Source organism: Enterobacter cloacae complex sp. CDL013, from assembly GCF_049238805.1.
In the GTDB taxonomy this organism is placed as follows: Bacteria; Pseudomonadota; Gammaproteobacteria; order Enterobacterales; family Enterobacteriaceae; genus Enterobacter; species Enterobacter hormaechei_C.
Genome location: NZ_JBMKGT010000008.1, coordinates 21,480 through 35,316 on the forward strand (window position 1 = coordinate 21,480; position 13,837 = coordinate 35,316).

Sequence of the window (13,837 nt, forward strand, 5' to 3'; positions counted from 1 at the left end):
GGGCTGATGTCTGAATTTGTTACGGTAGCTCGCCCCTACGCCAAAGCAGCTTTTGACTTTGCTGTCGAACACCAAAATGTCGATCGCTGGCAGAATATGCTGGCGTTTGCCGCTGAGGTGACGAAAAACGAACAAATGGCCGAGTTGCTTTCTGGTGCGTTAGCGCCTGAAACCCTCGCCGCGTCGTTTATCGCCGTGTGCGGAGAGCAACTGGATGCCAACGGCCAGAACCTGATTAAGGTGATGGCGGAAAATGGTCGTCTCCGTGTGCTCCCGGATGTTCTCGAGCAGTTTGAGCACTTACGTGCCCTTAGTGAAGCTACCGCTGAAGTTGAAGTAACTTCCGCGACTGAACTGAGTGACGAACAGCTTGCGAAAATCACCGCCGCGATGGAAAAACGTCTGTCACGCAAAGTTAAGCTGAATTGCAAAATCGATAAGTCTGTAATGGCAGGCGTAATCATCCGCTCGGGTGATATGGTCATTGATGGCAGCGTACGCGGCCGTCTTGAGCGCCTTGCAGACGTCTTGCAGTCTTAAGGGGACTGGAGCATGCAACTGAATTCCACCGAAATCAGCGAACTGATCAAGCAGCGCATTGCTCAGTTCAATGTTGTGAGTGAAGCTCACAACGAAGGTACTATTGTTTCTGTAAGTGACGGTGTTATCCGCATCCACGGCCTGGCCGATTGTATGCAGGGTGAGATGATTTCCCTGCCGGGTAACCGTTACGCTATCGCACTGAACCTGGAGCGCGACTCCGTAGGTGCCGTTGTGATGGGTCCATACGCTGACCTCGCCGAAGGCATGAAGGTTAAGTGTACTGGCCGTATTCTTGAAGTGCCGGTTGGCCGTGGCCTGCTGGGTCGCGTTGTTAACACCCTGGGTGCGCCAATCGACGGTAAAGGTCCGGTTGAGCACGATGGCTTCTCCCCAATCGAAGTTATCGCACCAGGCGTTATCGACCGTCAGTCTGTTGATCAGCCAGTACAGACGGGTTATAAGTCCGTTGATGCCATGATCCCAATCGGTCGTGGTCAGCGTGAACTGATCATCGGTGACCGTCAGACCGGTAAAACCGCGATGGCAATCGACGCCATCATCAACCAGCGTGATTCCGGCATCAAATGTGTGTACGTGGCTATCGGCCAGAAAGCGTCCACCATTTCCAACGTGGTTCGTAAACTGGAAGAGCACGGCGCACTGTCTAACACCATCGTTGTGGTAGCAACCGCGTCTGAATCTGCTGCACTGCAATACCTGGCACCATACGCCGGTTGCGCAATGGGCGAATACTTCCGTGACCGCGGTGAAGATGCGCTGATCGTATACGATGACCTGTCTAAACAGGCTGTTGCTTATCGTCAGGTTTCCCTGCTGCTCCGTCGTCCACCAGGACGTGAAGCATTCCCGGGCGACGTATTCTACCTCCACTCTCGTCTGCTGGAGCGTGCTTCCCGCGTTAACGCGGAATACGTCGAGAACTTCACCAAAGGTGAAGTGAAGGGTAAAACAGGTTCTCTGACCGCCCTGCCGATCATTGAAACCCAGGCGGGTGACGTTTCTGCGTTCGTTCCGACCAACGTAATCTCCATTACCGATGGTCAGATCTTCCTGGAAACCAACCTGTTTAACTCCGGTATTCGTCCGGCGGTTAACCCGGGTATCTCCGTATCCCGTGTGGGTGGTGCTGCTCAGACCAAGATCATCAAGAAACTGTCCGGTGGTATCCGTACCGCGCTGGCACAGTATCGTGAACTGGCTGCGTTCTCTCAGTTCGCATCCGATCTGGACGAAGCAACCCGTAAACAGCTGAGCCACGGTCAGAAAGTGACCGAGCTGCTGAAGCAGAAACAGTACGCGCCAATGTCTGTTGCTCAGCAGGGCCTGGTACTGTTCGCGGCTGAACGCGGTTACCTCGAAGATGTGGAACTGGCGAAAATCGGTAGCTTCGAAGCCGCTCTGCTGGCTTACGTCGACCGTGATCACGCTCCGCTGATGCAAGAGATCAACCAGACCGGTGGCTATAACGACGAAATCGAAGGCAAGCTGAAAGCTATCCTCGATTCCTTCAAAGCAACCCAATCCTGGTAATCGTCCGGCGGCTTGTCTCAGGACAAGCCGTCTGGCATTGAGGAGAAGCTCATGGCCGGCGCAAAAGAGATACGTAGTAAGATCGCAAGCGTCCAGAACACGCAAAAGATCACTAAAGCGATGGAGATGGTCGCCGCTTCCAAAATGCGTAAATCGCAGGATCGCATGGCGGCCAGCCGTCCTTATGCAGAGACCATGCGCAAAGTGATTGGTCACCTTGCAAACGGTAATCTGGAATATAAGCACCCTTACCTGGAAGAACGCGACGTTAAGCGCGTGGGCTACCTGGTGGTGTCGACTGACCGTGGTCTGTGTGGCGGCTTGAACATTAACCTGTTCAAAAAACTGCTGGCGGATATGAAAGGCTGGTCCGATAAAGGCGTTCAGTGCGATCTGGCACTGATTGGCTCTAAAGGCGTCTCTTTCTTTAACTCCGTTGGTGGCAACATTGTCGCTCAGGTGACCGGTATGGGTGATAACCCGTCCCTGTCCGAACTGATCGGCCCGGTTAAAGTGATGTTGCAGGCCTACGATGAAGGCCGTCTGGACAGACTGTACGTTGTCAGCAACAAATTTATTAACACCATGTCTCAGGTGCCTACGCTCACTCAGATGCTGCCGTTACCGGCATCAGAAGATGACGAGCTGAAACAGAAAGCCTGGGATTACCTGTATGAACCCGATCCGAAACCGCTGCTGGATACCCTGCTGCGTCGTTACGTTGAATCTCAGGTTTATCAGGGCGTTGTAGAAAACCTGGCCAGCGAGCAGGCCGCACGAATGGTGGCGATGAAAGCCGCGACCGATAATGGCGGCAGCCTGATTAAAGAGCTGCAGTTGGTTTACAACAAAGCTCGTCAGGCCAGCATTACTCAGGAACTCACCGAGATCGTCTCGGGGGCCGCCGCGGTTTAACCAGGTTTACGAATTACGTAGAGGATTCAAGATGGCTACTGGAAAGATTGTCCAGGTAATCGGCGCCGTGGTGGACGTCGAGTTCCCTCAGGACGCCGTACCACGCGTGTACGACGCGCTTGAGGTACAGAATGGTAACGAGAGCCTGGTGCTGGAAGTTCAGCAGCAGCTCGGCGGCGGTATCGTGCGTACCATCGCCATGGGTTCTTCCGACGGTCTGCGTCGTGGTCTGGAAGTAAAAGACCTTGAGCACCCGATCGAAGTCCCGGTAGGTAAAGCAACACTGGGTCGTATCATGAACGTATTGGGTCAACCAATCGACATGAAAGGCGACATCGGTGAAGAAGAGCGTTGGGCTATCCACCGCGCGGCACCTTCCTACGAAGAGCTGTCCAGCTCTCAGGAACTGCTGGAAACCGGCATCAAAGTTATCGACCTGATGTGTCCGTTCGCGAAGGGCGGTAAAGTCGGTCTGTTCGGTGGTGCGGGTGTAGGTAAAACCGTAAACATGATGGAGCTGATCCGTAACATCGCGATCGAGCACTCCGGTTACTCCGTGTTTGCGGGCGTAGGTGAACGTACTCGTGAGGGTAACGACTTCTACCACGAAATGACCGACTCCAACGTTCTGGATAAAGTATCCCTGGTTTACGGCCAGATGAACGAGCCACCAGGAAACCGTCTGCGCGTTGCGCTGACTGGCCTGACGATGGCTGAGAAGTTCCGTGACGAAGGCCGTGACGTTCTGCTGTTCGTTGATAACATCTACCGTTACACCCTGGCCGGTACTGAAGTATCTGCACTGCTGGGTCGTATGCCTTCAGCGGTAGGTTATCAGCCTACGCTTGCGGAAGAGATGGGTGTTCTTCAGGAACGTATCACCTCTACCAAAACTGGTTCTATCACCTCCGTTCAGGCGGTATACGTACCTGCGGATGACTTGACTGACCCATCTCCAGCCACCACCTTTGCTCACTTAGATGCAACCGTGGTACTGAGCCGTCAGATCGCGTCTCTGGGTATCTACCCGGCCGTTGACCCGCTGGACTCCACCAGCCGTCAGCTGGATCCACTGGTTGTTGGCCAGGAGCACTACGACACCGCGCGTGGCGTACAGTCCCTGCTGCAACGTTATCAGGAACTGAAAGACATCATCGCCATCCTGGGTATGGATGAACTGTCTGAAGAAGACAAACTGGTGGTAGCACGTGCGCGTAAGATCCAGCGCTTCCTGTCCCAGCCGTTCTTCGTTGCGGAAGTATTCACCGGTTCTCCAGGTAAATACGTTTCCCTGAAAGACACCATCCGTGGCTTTAAAGGCATCATGGAAGGCGAATACGATCACCTGCCAGAGCAGGCGTTCTACATGGTTGGTTCCATCGAAGAAGCCGTGGAAAAAGCCAAAAAACTTTAACGCCTTAATCGGAGGGTGATATGGCAATGACTTACCACCTGGACGTCGTCAGCGCAGAGCAACAAATGTTCTCTGGTCTGGTCGAGAAAATCCAGGTAACGGGTAGTGAAGGTGAACTGGGTATTTTCCCGGGTCACGCACCGCTGCTCACCGCCATTAAGCCTGGTATGATCCGCATCGTTAAACAGTTCGGTCATGAAGAGTTTATCTATCTGTCCGGCGGCATTCTTGAAGTGCAGCCAGGCAGTGTGACCGTTCTGGCCGATACCGCTATTCGTGGCCAGGATCTCGACGAAGCGCGAGCCCTGGAATCGAAGCGTAAGGCTGAAGAGCACATTAACAGCTCTCATGGTGACGTGGATTACGCTCAGGCGTCTGCGGAGCTGGCCAAAGCGATCGCGAAACTGCGCGTTATCGAGTTGACCAAAAAAGCGATGTAACACCGGCTTGAAAAGCACAAAAGCCAGTCTGGATCCCAGGCTGGCTTTTTTTTTCGGCCTTAATTCATGATGAAAAAGATGTAGAATTTTAAGCATCAAACGTTTTTACTTCTCACACAAACTACCGTCAGGATGCGTATGTTAAACAGTGCGATGAGCGTGGTGATCCTTGCCGCAGGCAAAGGTACCCGCATGTATTCCGATCTGCCTAAAGTGCTCCACACGCTGGCAGGAAAGCCAATGGTTCAGCATGTTATTGATGCAGCGAATGAATTAGGCGCCAGCCAGGTGCATCTGGTTTATGGACATGGCGGCGATCTGCTGAAAAAAACGCTGCGTGACGACAATCTCAACTGGGTGCTTCAGGCAGAACAGCTGGGTACGGGTCATGCAATGCAGCAGGCTGCACCCTTCTTCGCTGATGATGAAGATATCCTGATGCTCTACGGCGACGTCCCGCTGATCTCCGTTGAAACCCTCACCCGCCTGCGTGAAGCCAAACCGCAGGGTGGCATCGGTTTGTTGACCGTCGTGCTGGACGATCCAACCGGCTATGGCCGCATTACGCGTGAAAACGGCAACGTGACGGGGATTGTTGAGCATAAAGATGCCACTGACGAACAGCGCCAGATTCAGGAGATCAACACCGGCATCCTGATTGCGAACGGTGCGGATATGAAGCGCTGGCTGTCCAGACTCAACAATAACAACGCGCAGGGTGAATACTACATCACCGACATCATTGCGATGGCTTACCAGGAAGGGCGTGAGATTGCTGCCGTTCATCCGGCGCGTATCAGCGAAACGGACGGGGTAAACAACCGTCTCCAGCTTTCCCGTCTTGAGCGTATTTACCAGTCCGAGCAGGCAGAAAAGCTGTTGCTCGCGGGCGTTATGCTGCGCGATCCGGCGCGTTTCGATCTGCGTGGCACGCTGACCCACGGGCGCGACGTTGAAATAGATACTAACGTTATCCTGGAAGGTAACGTCACGCTGGGCAACCGCGTCAAAATCGGCACCGGCTGTGTGATTAAAAACAGCGCGATCGGTGACGACTGCGAAATCAGCCCGTACAGCGTGGTGGAAGATGCCCATCTTGAGGCGGCCTGTACGATTGGCCCATTTGCGCGTCTGCGCCCAGGCGCTGAGCTGCTGGAAGGTGCTCACGTAGGTAACTTCGTGGAAATGAAAAAAGCGCGTCTGGGTAAGGGCTCTAAAGCGGGTCATCTGACCTATCTGGGCGATGCGGAAATTGGCGACAACGTAAACATTGGTGCAGGGACGATTACCTGTAACTATGACGGCGCCAATAAGTTTAAAACCATCATTGGTGATGACGTGTTTGTAGGCTCCGATACCCAGCTGGTGGCGCCTGTTACCGTGGGCAAAGGCGTGACCATTGCCGCCGGGACAACCGTTACGCGCGATGTGGCCGAGAACGAGCTGGTGTTAAGCCGCGTTCCGCAGGTCAGCAAGCAGGGCTGGAAACGCCCGGTGAAGCAGAAGTAACGGATTTATACCCCTCACCCTAACCCTCTCCCCACAGGGGAGAGGGGATTGTTCGGTGCGGTGTTTTTCTCCCTCGCCCCTTTGGGGAGAGGGCCGGGGTGAGGGGATAACATAATCCTCCCCCCACAAGCAGTACCCATAAAAATAACCCCACTCTCTACAAGGCTCGGGGCGCCCGGAAAGGGCAAATACAGGTCAGCGACAACGCATGGCATAACGCCATAATCAGGAAATATAACTATGTGTGGAATTGTTGGCGCAGTTGCGCAGCGTGATATTGCTGAAATCCTTCTCGAAGGTTTACGTCGTCTGGAATACCGTGGTTACGACTCAGCCGGGCTGGCTGTCGTTGATGCAGAAGGTCATATGACCCGTCTGCGCCGTCTCGGTAAAGTGCAGATGCTGGCCCAGGCTGCGGAAGAACATCCGCTGCACGGTGGCACCGGTATTGCGCATACCCGCTGGGCGACCCACGGTGAGCCATCTGAAGGCAACGCACACCCGCATGTGTCTGAACACATCGTGGTCGTGCATAACGGCATTATCGAAAACCACGAACCGCTGCGTGAAGAACTGAAAGCGCGCGGCTATACCTTCGTCTCTGAAACCGACACCGAAGTGATTGCTCACCTGGTGCACTGGGAGCTGGCAAAGGGCGGTACACTGCGTGATGCGGTGCTGCGCGCTATCCCTCAGCTACGTGGTGCTTACGGTACGGTGATCATGGATTCCCGCGACCCGTCCACGCTGCTGGCCGCGCGTTCCGGTAGTCCGATGGTGATTGGTCTGGGCATGGGTGAAAACTTTATCGCTTCCGACCAGCTGGCGCTGCTGCCGGTTACCCGTCGCTTTATCTTCCTGGAAGAGGGAGACATTGCCGAGGTGACACGTCGCAGCGTGACCGTATTCGACACAAAAGGCGAGCAGGTTAAGCGTCAGGAGATCGAATCAAACCTGCAATACGACGCGGGCGACAAAGGTGCTTACCGTCACTACATGCAGAAAGAGATCTACGAACAGCCAAACGCCATTAAAAACACCCTGACTGGTCGCATCAGCCATGGTGAAGTGGATCTGAGCGAGCTGGGCGCCAATGCCAACGAACTGCTGAGCAAAGTCGAGCACATTCAGATCGTGGCCTGCGGTACCTCTTACAACTCCGGTATGGTCTCGCGCTACTGGTTTGAATCCCTGGCGGGTGTGCCGTGTGATGTGGAAATCGCCTCTGAGTTCCGCTATCGCAAATCTGCGGTGCGTCGTAACAGCCTGATGATCACCCTTTCTCAGTCTGGCGAAACGGCCGATACCCTGGCGGCGCTGCGTCTGTCTAAAGAACTGGGTTACCTCGGCTCGCTGGCCATTTGTAACGTGCCGGGCTCTTCGCTGGTACGTGAATCCGATCTGGCGCTGATGACCAAAGCGGGTACCGAAATCGGCGTGGCTTCCACCAAAGCGTTTACTACTCAGCTGACCGTTCTGCTGATGCTGGTGGCGAAACTGGCGCGTCTGAAAGGCCAGGATGCTTCCGTTGAACACGACATCGTGCATGGCCTTCAGGCGCTGCCGAGCCGTATTGAGCAGATGCTGTCTCAGGACAAACGCATTGAGGCGCTGGCTGAAGATTTCTCTGACAAACATCACTCCCTGTTCCTGGGGCGTGGCGATCAGTATCCGATTGCGCTGGAAGGCGCACTGAAGCTCAAAGAGATCTCTTATATTCACGCTGAAGCCTATGCGGCAGGCGAGCTGAAGCATGGCCCGCTGGCGCTGATCGATGCGGATATGCCAGTTATCGTGGTGGCACCTAACAACGAACTGCTGGAAAAACTGAAATCTAACATCGAAGAAGTGCGCGCCCGTGGTGGTGTTCTGTACGTCTTTGCGGATAAAGATGCCGGTTTCGCCAGCAGCGACAACATGCACATCATCGAGATGCCGCATGTGGAAGAGGTGATTGCGCCGATCTTCTACACCGTACCGCTGCAACTGCTGGCTTATCACGTCGCGCTGATCAAAGGCACCGACGTAGACCAGCCACGTAACCTGGCTAAATCGGTTACCGTAGAGTAATCACTTCCTGTAAAAAGGCTGCCATTTGCGTGGCAGCCTTTTTATTTGTTGCTACTTCTTTACACGCCTCATTTTTACTTTCTTGTGTACCCTATGGCGTAAAATGTTTCATGTAAAACATGTGGTTACATTTTTCTCGCTCTCCGTTTTTTGGACTTGTGCTGTTGCAAAAATGATCAAATAATAATTGTTTATTATTAAGATATTAATATATTCCTAAAATAATCCTCCTGCCAGTAGATATCGCATTTATTGTTTGTGGCTGATATTTATAACATGATTGAATCTGATACATTTCATTCATCCTTCTTAAAATAAAATATTACAAGCTGGAAAACTTATTTGTCAGAGGCGTTTTTAGGATCGTAATATTACGCCGCTTCAAATTTAATCATTTTATTTGGTTAATAAATAAATGTCATCGATATAAAATTAATAGGGGTTGTCATGAAACTAAATGCTATCGCCAGCGCAATAATCTTGTCTTCATCCATATTATCTGGTGCTGCTCTGGCATCTGACGGTACTGTACATTTCCGTGGTGAGATCATTGATAGCGCTTGTGAAATTACCACCGTTACGAAAGAACAAAACGTTGATTTAGGTAAAGTCAGTAAAACGGCATTCAACGGTGTAGGCAGCACCTCCGCACCAACGCAATTCACTATCAGCCTGGAGAAATGCCCGCCAACCTATACCAAGGCATCGGTTCGATTTGACGGTACTGAAGCTGGCAATGGCGATCTGGCGATAGGTAACCCGGCAAAAACAGGCACGCCAGGCGACTTTACGGGTACAGGCGACGCGGTCACTGCAACGGGCGTAGCGATTCGTATCTATAACCGCGCAGACAACTCTCAGGTTGAGTTATACAAAGATTCTGCCACAACTGATATTGTGGATGCTAAGGCCGATTTAAAATTCATTGCACGTTATATTGCAACCTCTACGACCGTAACGCCAGGTACAGCTAACGCTGACTCTCAGTTCACCGTTGAATATGTGAAATAATTACATTTATTAGTTAAAAGACGCCCTTATTCGCGTTGCTAATAATAAACATTTTAAGGGCGTCAACTAATGAGAGGCTGTATGGTTGCTTTTACACGTTTATTTAAAACATTCATGGCTGCGACATTGTGTCTCAGCTCGTCAATAGCCTGTGCAGGCATCATTGTCGGCGGCACGCGCGTCATTTTTTTGGCTGATAGTCCTGATGCCACCATATCGATTTACAACAAAGAGAGCGATCTGCCGTACCTGATACAAACCTGGGTCGACCCCTTTGACAAAGAAGATAAACATAAACCGCCTTTTACCGTCATACCACCCGTTTCCAGGCTTGAGCCAATGCAGGAAAAGGTCTTACGCGTACTTAAAATGGCCGGGACGTTGCCCACCGATCGCGAATCCGTTTTTTGGCTGAACATAAAAAATATTCCGCCATCCAGCAGTAAAAAAGAGACCAGCTCGCTGGAAATTGCGATTAAGACACGTATCAAACTGTTCTGGCGACCGGCGGCTATTACGTTAATCCCTGAGAAGGCGGTAGCGAACGTCGCATGGTCAAAACAAGGTCGGCAACTTATTGTTCAGAATAATAATCCTATCCATATCAATATCATGGATGTATCAGTTGATGGTAAAGACATACCAGTCAATATGATCAAACCCTTTGAAAAACTCTCGCTGACATTACCACCAGGAAGTGCAGGCCATACGCTTGTTTGGCGTTTTATTAATGATTACGGCGCCGTCAGCAACCCAGTAAAACAGGTGCTTTAATATTCTGATAGGGATGTCTTAATGATTGGCTTACGTCACTGCATTGCCATGATATCGGGGTTATGTCTGAGCATTCCTGTTCAGTCATTAGCACAGGACAGCCTGTTTAACCCGAAACTTCTGGAAATCGATCATCCGGTCGATGTCGATATTCGTCAATTTAACCGTTCCAACGCGCTTCCCCCTGGCAGCTATAAAGTTGATGTATTCATTAACGGCAAATTTTTTGAACGTAAGGAAGTGACGTTTGTGCAGGATGCTCCCGAGGACGAACTCCATCCTTGCTACGTCGCTATCAATGATGTCCTTATATCTTACGGCGTAAAGGTTGAGGCGTTGAAAACGCTGCGTGGAGTGGATAGCACCGCCTGCGTCAACCCCGCTCCGTTGGTGGAGGGATCACGCTGGCTATTCGACGGCAACAAGCTGGTGTTGAACATCTCCATTCCACAAATTTATCTTGATTCAGCGGCGTATGATTATATTAGTCCCTCGCGATGGGATGAAGGCATTAACGCCTTGATGACCAACTATGACTTTTCCGGTTCGCATACTCTTCGATCAAATTATGATTCTGAGGAGGATGACAGCTACTACCTGAATTTGCGCAATGGTCTTAATCTCGGGTCCTGGCGGCTTCGCAACTACAGCACAGTGAATTCGACAGCAGGCAGCGCTGAGTACCACTCCATCAGCAGCTATGTGCAGCGAGATATCGCCGCGCTACGCAGCCAGATCATGGTTGGCGATACCTGGACCGCAAGCGACATCTTTGACAGTACGCAGATCCGCGGCGTCAGACTCTATACCGATGACGACATGCTACCGTCCAGTCAGAATGGCTTTGCGCCGATAGTGCGCGGTATCGCAAAAAGCAACGCGACCGTGACGATCCGCCAGAATAACTATGTGATCTATCAGTCGGCGGTACCGCAGGGCGCGTTTGAAATCACCGATCTGAATACCACCAGCGGTGGCGGCGATCTGGACGTAACAATCAAAGAGGAAGACGGCAGCGAGCAGCGTTTTACACAGCCTTACGCTTCTCTGGCAATACTGAAACGCGAAGGACAGGCCGACGTTGATGTCAGCGTCGGTGAAATGCGCGCTGAGAGCGGCTTTACACCCGATGTGTTACAGGCGCAGGTATTACACGGGATGCCGTGGGGATTAACGCTCTACGGTGGAACGCAGGTTGCGCAAGATTATGCCTCCGCAGCTATAGGGATGGGGAAGGATATGGGTGCGCTGGGTGCGATGTCGCTAGATATAACCCAGGCTCGCTCGTCTTTTGACAATGGCGACGAGGAAAAAGGGCAATCATACCGTTTCCTCTATTCCAAACGATTTGATGATACAGATACCAATTTTCGTCTCGTAGGATACCGGTACTCTACAGAAGGCTTTTATTCACTAACCGAGTGGGCATCTCGCCAGAATGATGTTTCTGATTTCTGGAACATGGGAAACCGGCGTAGTCGCCTGGAAGGTACCTGGACCCAATCGTTGGGGCCCGATCGGGGAAATTTCTACCTGACGCTGAGCCGTCAGCAGTACTGGCACACCGATGAGGTCGAGCGTCTGCTTCAGCTTGGTTACAGCAATAACTGGCGGCAGATATCATGGAACCTGACATGGAATTATACCGACTCGATCAACCGCTATTCCAGCGGCAGCCACAGCGACGACTACACCGATAGCGAACATATTTTTATGTTCACGGTTTCTTTGCCGCTCTCTGGCTGGTTGGAAGGGAGTTACGTTAACTACTCCATGACCCAGAATAATCATAACGACAGTAGCATGCAGGCCGGGATCGGCGGCACTCTGTTGGAAGGCCACAATCTGGCGTATAGCGTGCAGGAGTCCTGGACGAATACATCGAATAATACCCATAGCAGCAATGCCAGCCTGAACTACGACGGCACCTACGGATCGGTAAATGGCAGCTACGCCTATAGCCAGGATTCGCAGCGTATAAACTACGGGGCGCGTGGCGGTATTCTGATTCACCGCGACGGCGTGACCTTTTCCCAGGAGTTGGGTGAAACGGTGGCGCTAGTGGAAGCGCCAGGAGCGGGCGGCCTGTCGGTTGAAAACACGACCGGGGTAGCGACGGACTGGCGTGGATACACCGTCAAAACGCAGCTTAATCCTTACGAAGAAAACCGTATAGCGATTAACAGCAACTATTTTTCACGTGCTAACGTCGAACTGGATAATACCGTTGTTAATCTTGTACCTACCCGCGGCGCGGTAGTGAAAGCAGCGTTTAAAACTCGCATCGGCTATCGCGTTTTATTCAGCGTCATTATGGCTAACGGCAAACCTGCGCCGTTTGGCGCAATGGCGACGGCCGATCTGGATACGGGAACGGTAACCGGGATTGTGGGGGATAACGGCGAGCTTTATCTTTCAGGAATGTCCTTAGTTGGCCGTTTTAATATTACTGGTCAATCCATCTGCCAGGTTGAGTATCATCTCGAAGCGCCAAAGGACAATGGGCTGTTACAACTGCCGGTAACATGCGCTAATAACGGAGTATCAAATTGAATATCGTTAAATTAATCATCGTGCTGTGCATCTGCGCAGTGTGCCAGCACGCATGGTCTGCGGATACATATTGCGAAGCTAAAGGCGGTACACACCACAGCATACTTTCGTTTTCCGGCACTACGCTCAGCGCCTCACAGAATAAAGCTGGCCAGACAATTAGCAAACAAGTAGATAACGGTGGTCAGTATGAAGGGGTATGCCACTGTAATCGCGATTATAACTATGTTTACTTTACAGCCAAAGATAACCCCGCCTTGCAGAAAAGCGTCAGCCGAAATAAAGTGCAATACTATGTATTAGATGAGTATTTAGATGTTGGATTGTCGATCATGATCATGGGGCGCGGTTATATCAACGTTCCCTTTGAGGACCGGCCTAACAACCCCAGTGGTTATTACAACTGCGTTAATTCCCTTAATACGACCACCTTTACAAGCGGTTCCGACGCAACCATTTATTTTTATGTCAAAGAACCGTTTATCGGCACCGTTACTATTCCGTTGACGTTACTCGCTTCGCTGTATGCTAATACTTCTAGTGTATTAGCCACCGACTATGGCAATAAACTGGCTGATGTTTTTATTCAAGGGGATATTACCGCGCCGCAGGAGTGTGAAGTTAACGGCGGTCAAATCATTGAAGTGGATTTTGGTAAAATCTCTGCGTCTTCATTTTCATCTGTAGCGGGCACTGGCCTTTCCGATAAGAAAATACCCATCAAGGCGTCGGTAAGATGCACTGGGATGAGCTCAGGGCAAGATGTTGAAGTTTCACTCCATGCCACCCAGGCAGGCGCGTTTTCAACCATGATTGAGACAACAAACCAGGATGTGGGTATTAAGGTCTACGACGAGTTTAATCAAGAAGTGGATGTTAACGGCGGACGCATGGAAACGGACATGGGAACCCGTTCTCGACTGGGTGTGGAGACGGGTGAGTTTAATTTTTCTGCTGCGCCGGCGAGCGCGACGGGAGCCAGGCCTGAGCCAGGAACGTTTACCGCGACTGCCACCATTACGATGGAAATTAAAAACTGATTCGTCAACGGCTGTTT

At 51.7% G+C, this 13,837-nt stretch carries 11 protein-coding genes; all 11 read left to right on the forward strand.

Annotated features, from left to right (window positions below):
* Positions 1–6 precede the first annotated feature (6 nt).
* The 11 genes from atpH (at position 7) to ACOTXD_RS17125 (ending at position 13,820) form a co-directional block, all read left to right on the forward strand.
* Positions 7–540 (forward strand): F0F1 ATP synthase subunit delta, encoded by a 534-nt coding sequence (gene atpH, locus ACOTXD_RS17075; RefSeq protein ID WP_003862369.1) that lies wholly within the window; start codon positions 7–9, stop codon positions 538–540.
* Positions 541–552: 12 nt separating this feature from the next.
* On the forward strand, positions 553–2,094 hold the full coding sequence (gene atpA / locus ACOTXD_RS17080) for a F0F1 ATP synthase subunit alpha (RefSeq protein WP_003862367.1): 1,542 nt from the start codon (positions 553–555) through the stop codon (positions 2,092–2,094).
* A 51-nt stretch (positions 2,095–2,145) separates the two neighbouring features.
* A complete protein-coding gene (gene atpG / locus ACOTXD_RS17085) occupies positions 2,146–3,009 on the forward strand; it encodes a F0F1 ATP synthase subunit gamma (protein WP_003862364.1) in 864 nt (287 codons plus the stop codon).
* A 31-nt stretch (positions 3,010–3,040) separates the two neighbouring features.
* The gene (gene atpD, locus ACOTXD_RS17090; RefSeq protein WP_003862362.1) at positions 3,041–4,423 is read left to right on the forward strand and encodes a F0F1 ATP synthase subunit beta; all 1,383 of its coding nucleotides are present in this window, start codon (positions 3,041–3,043) and stop codon (positions 4,421–4,423) included.
* A gap of 20 nt (positions 4,424–4,443) precedes the next feature.
* Positions 4,444–4,863: a F0F1 ATP synthase subunit epsilon gene (locus ACOTXD_RS17095; RefSeq protein ID WP_003862360.1), complete on the forward strand. Its 420-nt coding sequence runs from the start codon at positions 4,444–4,446 to the stop codon at positions 4,861–4,863.
* 138 nt (positions 4,864–5,001) lie between these two features.
* The gene (gene glmU, locus ACOTXD_RS17100) at positions 5,002–6,372 is read left to right on the forward strand and encodes a bifunctional UDP-N-acetylglucosamine diphosphorylase/glucosamine-1-phosphate N-acetyltransferase GlmU (protein WP_023315069.1); all 1,371 of its coding nucleotides are present in this window, start codon (positions 5,002–5,004) and stop codon (positions 6,370–6,372) included.
* A gap of 240 nt (positions 6,373–6,612) precedes the next feature.
* Complete coding sequence (glmS, locus tag ACOTXD_RS17105) at positions 6,613–8,442, forward strand: glutamine--fructose-6-phosphate transaminase (isomerizing) (RefSeq protein WP_023315070.1); 1,830 nt, start codon at positions 6,613–6,615, stop codon at positions 8,440–8,442.
* Positions 8,443–8,889: 447 nt separating this feature from the next.
* Positions 8,890–9,453 (forward strand): chaperone-usher fimbrial major subunit, encoded by a 564-nt coding sequence (locus ACOTXD_RS17110; RefSeq protein ID WP_061856902.1) that lies wholly within the window; start codon positions 8,890–8,892, stop codon positions 9,451–9,453.
* An 81-nt stretch (positions 9,454–9,534) separates the two neighbouring features.
* Positions 9,535–10,227 (forward strand): fimbrial chaperone, encoded by a 693-nt coding sequence (locus ACOTXD_RS17115; RefSeq protein ID WP_073970499.1) that lies wholly within the window; start codon positions 9,535–9,537, stop codon positions 10,225–10,227.
* A gap of 21 nt (positions 10,228–10,248) precedes the next feature.
* On the forward strand, positions 10,249–12,780 hold the full coding sequence (locus tag ACOTXD_RS17120) for a fimbria/pilus outer membrane usher protein (RefSeq protein ID WP_421766470.1): 2,532 nt from the start codon (positions 10,249–10,251) through the stop codon (positions 12,778–12,780).
* The gene (locus tag ACOTXD_RS17125; protein WP_023315074.1) at positions 12,777–13,820 is read left to right on the forward strand and encodes a fimbrial protein; all 1,044 of its coding nucleotides are present in this window, start codon (positions 12,777–12,779) and stop codon (positions 13,818–13,820) included. Before ACOTXD_RS17120 ends, ACOTXD_RS17125 begins: the two co-directional genes overlap by 4 nt.
* Positions 13,821–13,837: the final 17 nt, after the last annotated feature.

Coding starts and splice junctions, on each gene's coding strand:
- ACOTXD_RS17120 (WP_421766470.1), top strand. CDS start 10,249: ATGATTGGCTTACGTCACTGCATTGCCATGATATCGGGGTTATGTCTG.
- atpA (WP_003862367.1), top strand. CDS start 553: ATGCAACTGAATTCCACCGAAATCAGCGAACTGATCAAGCAGCGCATT.
- glmS (WP_023315070.1), top strand. CDS start 6,613: ATGTGTGGAATTGTTGGCGCAGTTGCGCAGCGTGATATTGCTGAAATC.
- glmU (WP_023315069.1), top strand. CDS start 5,002: ATGTTAAACAGTGCGATGAGCGTGGTGATCCTTGCCGCAGGCAAAGGT.
- atpG (WP_003862364.1), top strand. CDS start 2,146: ATGGCCGGCGCAAAAGAGATACGTAGTAAGATCGCAAGCGTCCAGAAC.
- atpH (WP_003862369.1), top strand. CDS start 7: ATGTCTGAATTTGTTACGGTAGCTCGCCCCTACGCCAAAGCAGCTTTT.
- ACOTXD_RS17095 (WP_003862360.1), top strand. CDS start 4,444: ATGGCAATGACTTACCACCTGGACGTCGTCAGCGCAGAGCAACAAATG.
- ACOTXD_RS17110 (WP_061856902.1), top strand. CDS start 8,890: ATGAAACTAAATGCTATCGCCAGCGCAATAATCTTGTCTTCATCCATA.
- ACOTXD_RS17115 (WP_073970499.1), top strand. CDS start 9,535: ATGGTTGCTTTTACACGTTTATTTAAAACATTCATGGCTGCGACATTG.
- atpD (WP_003862362.1), top strand. CDS start 3,041: ATGGCTACTGGAAAGATTGTCCAGGTAATCGGCGCCGTGGTGGACGTC.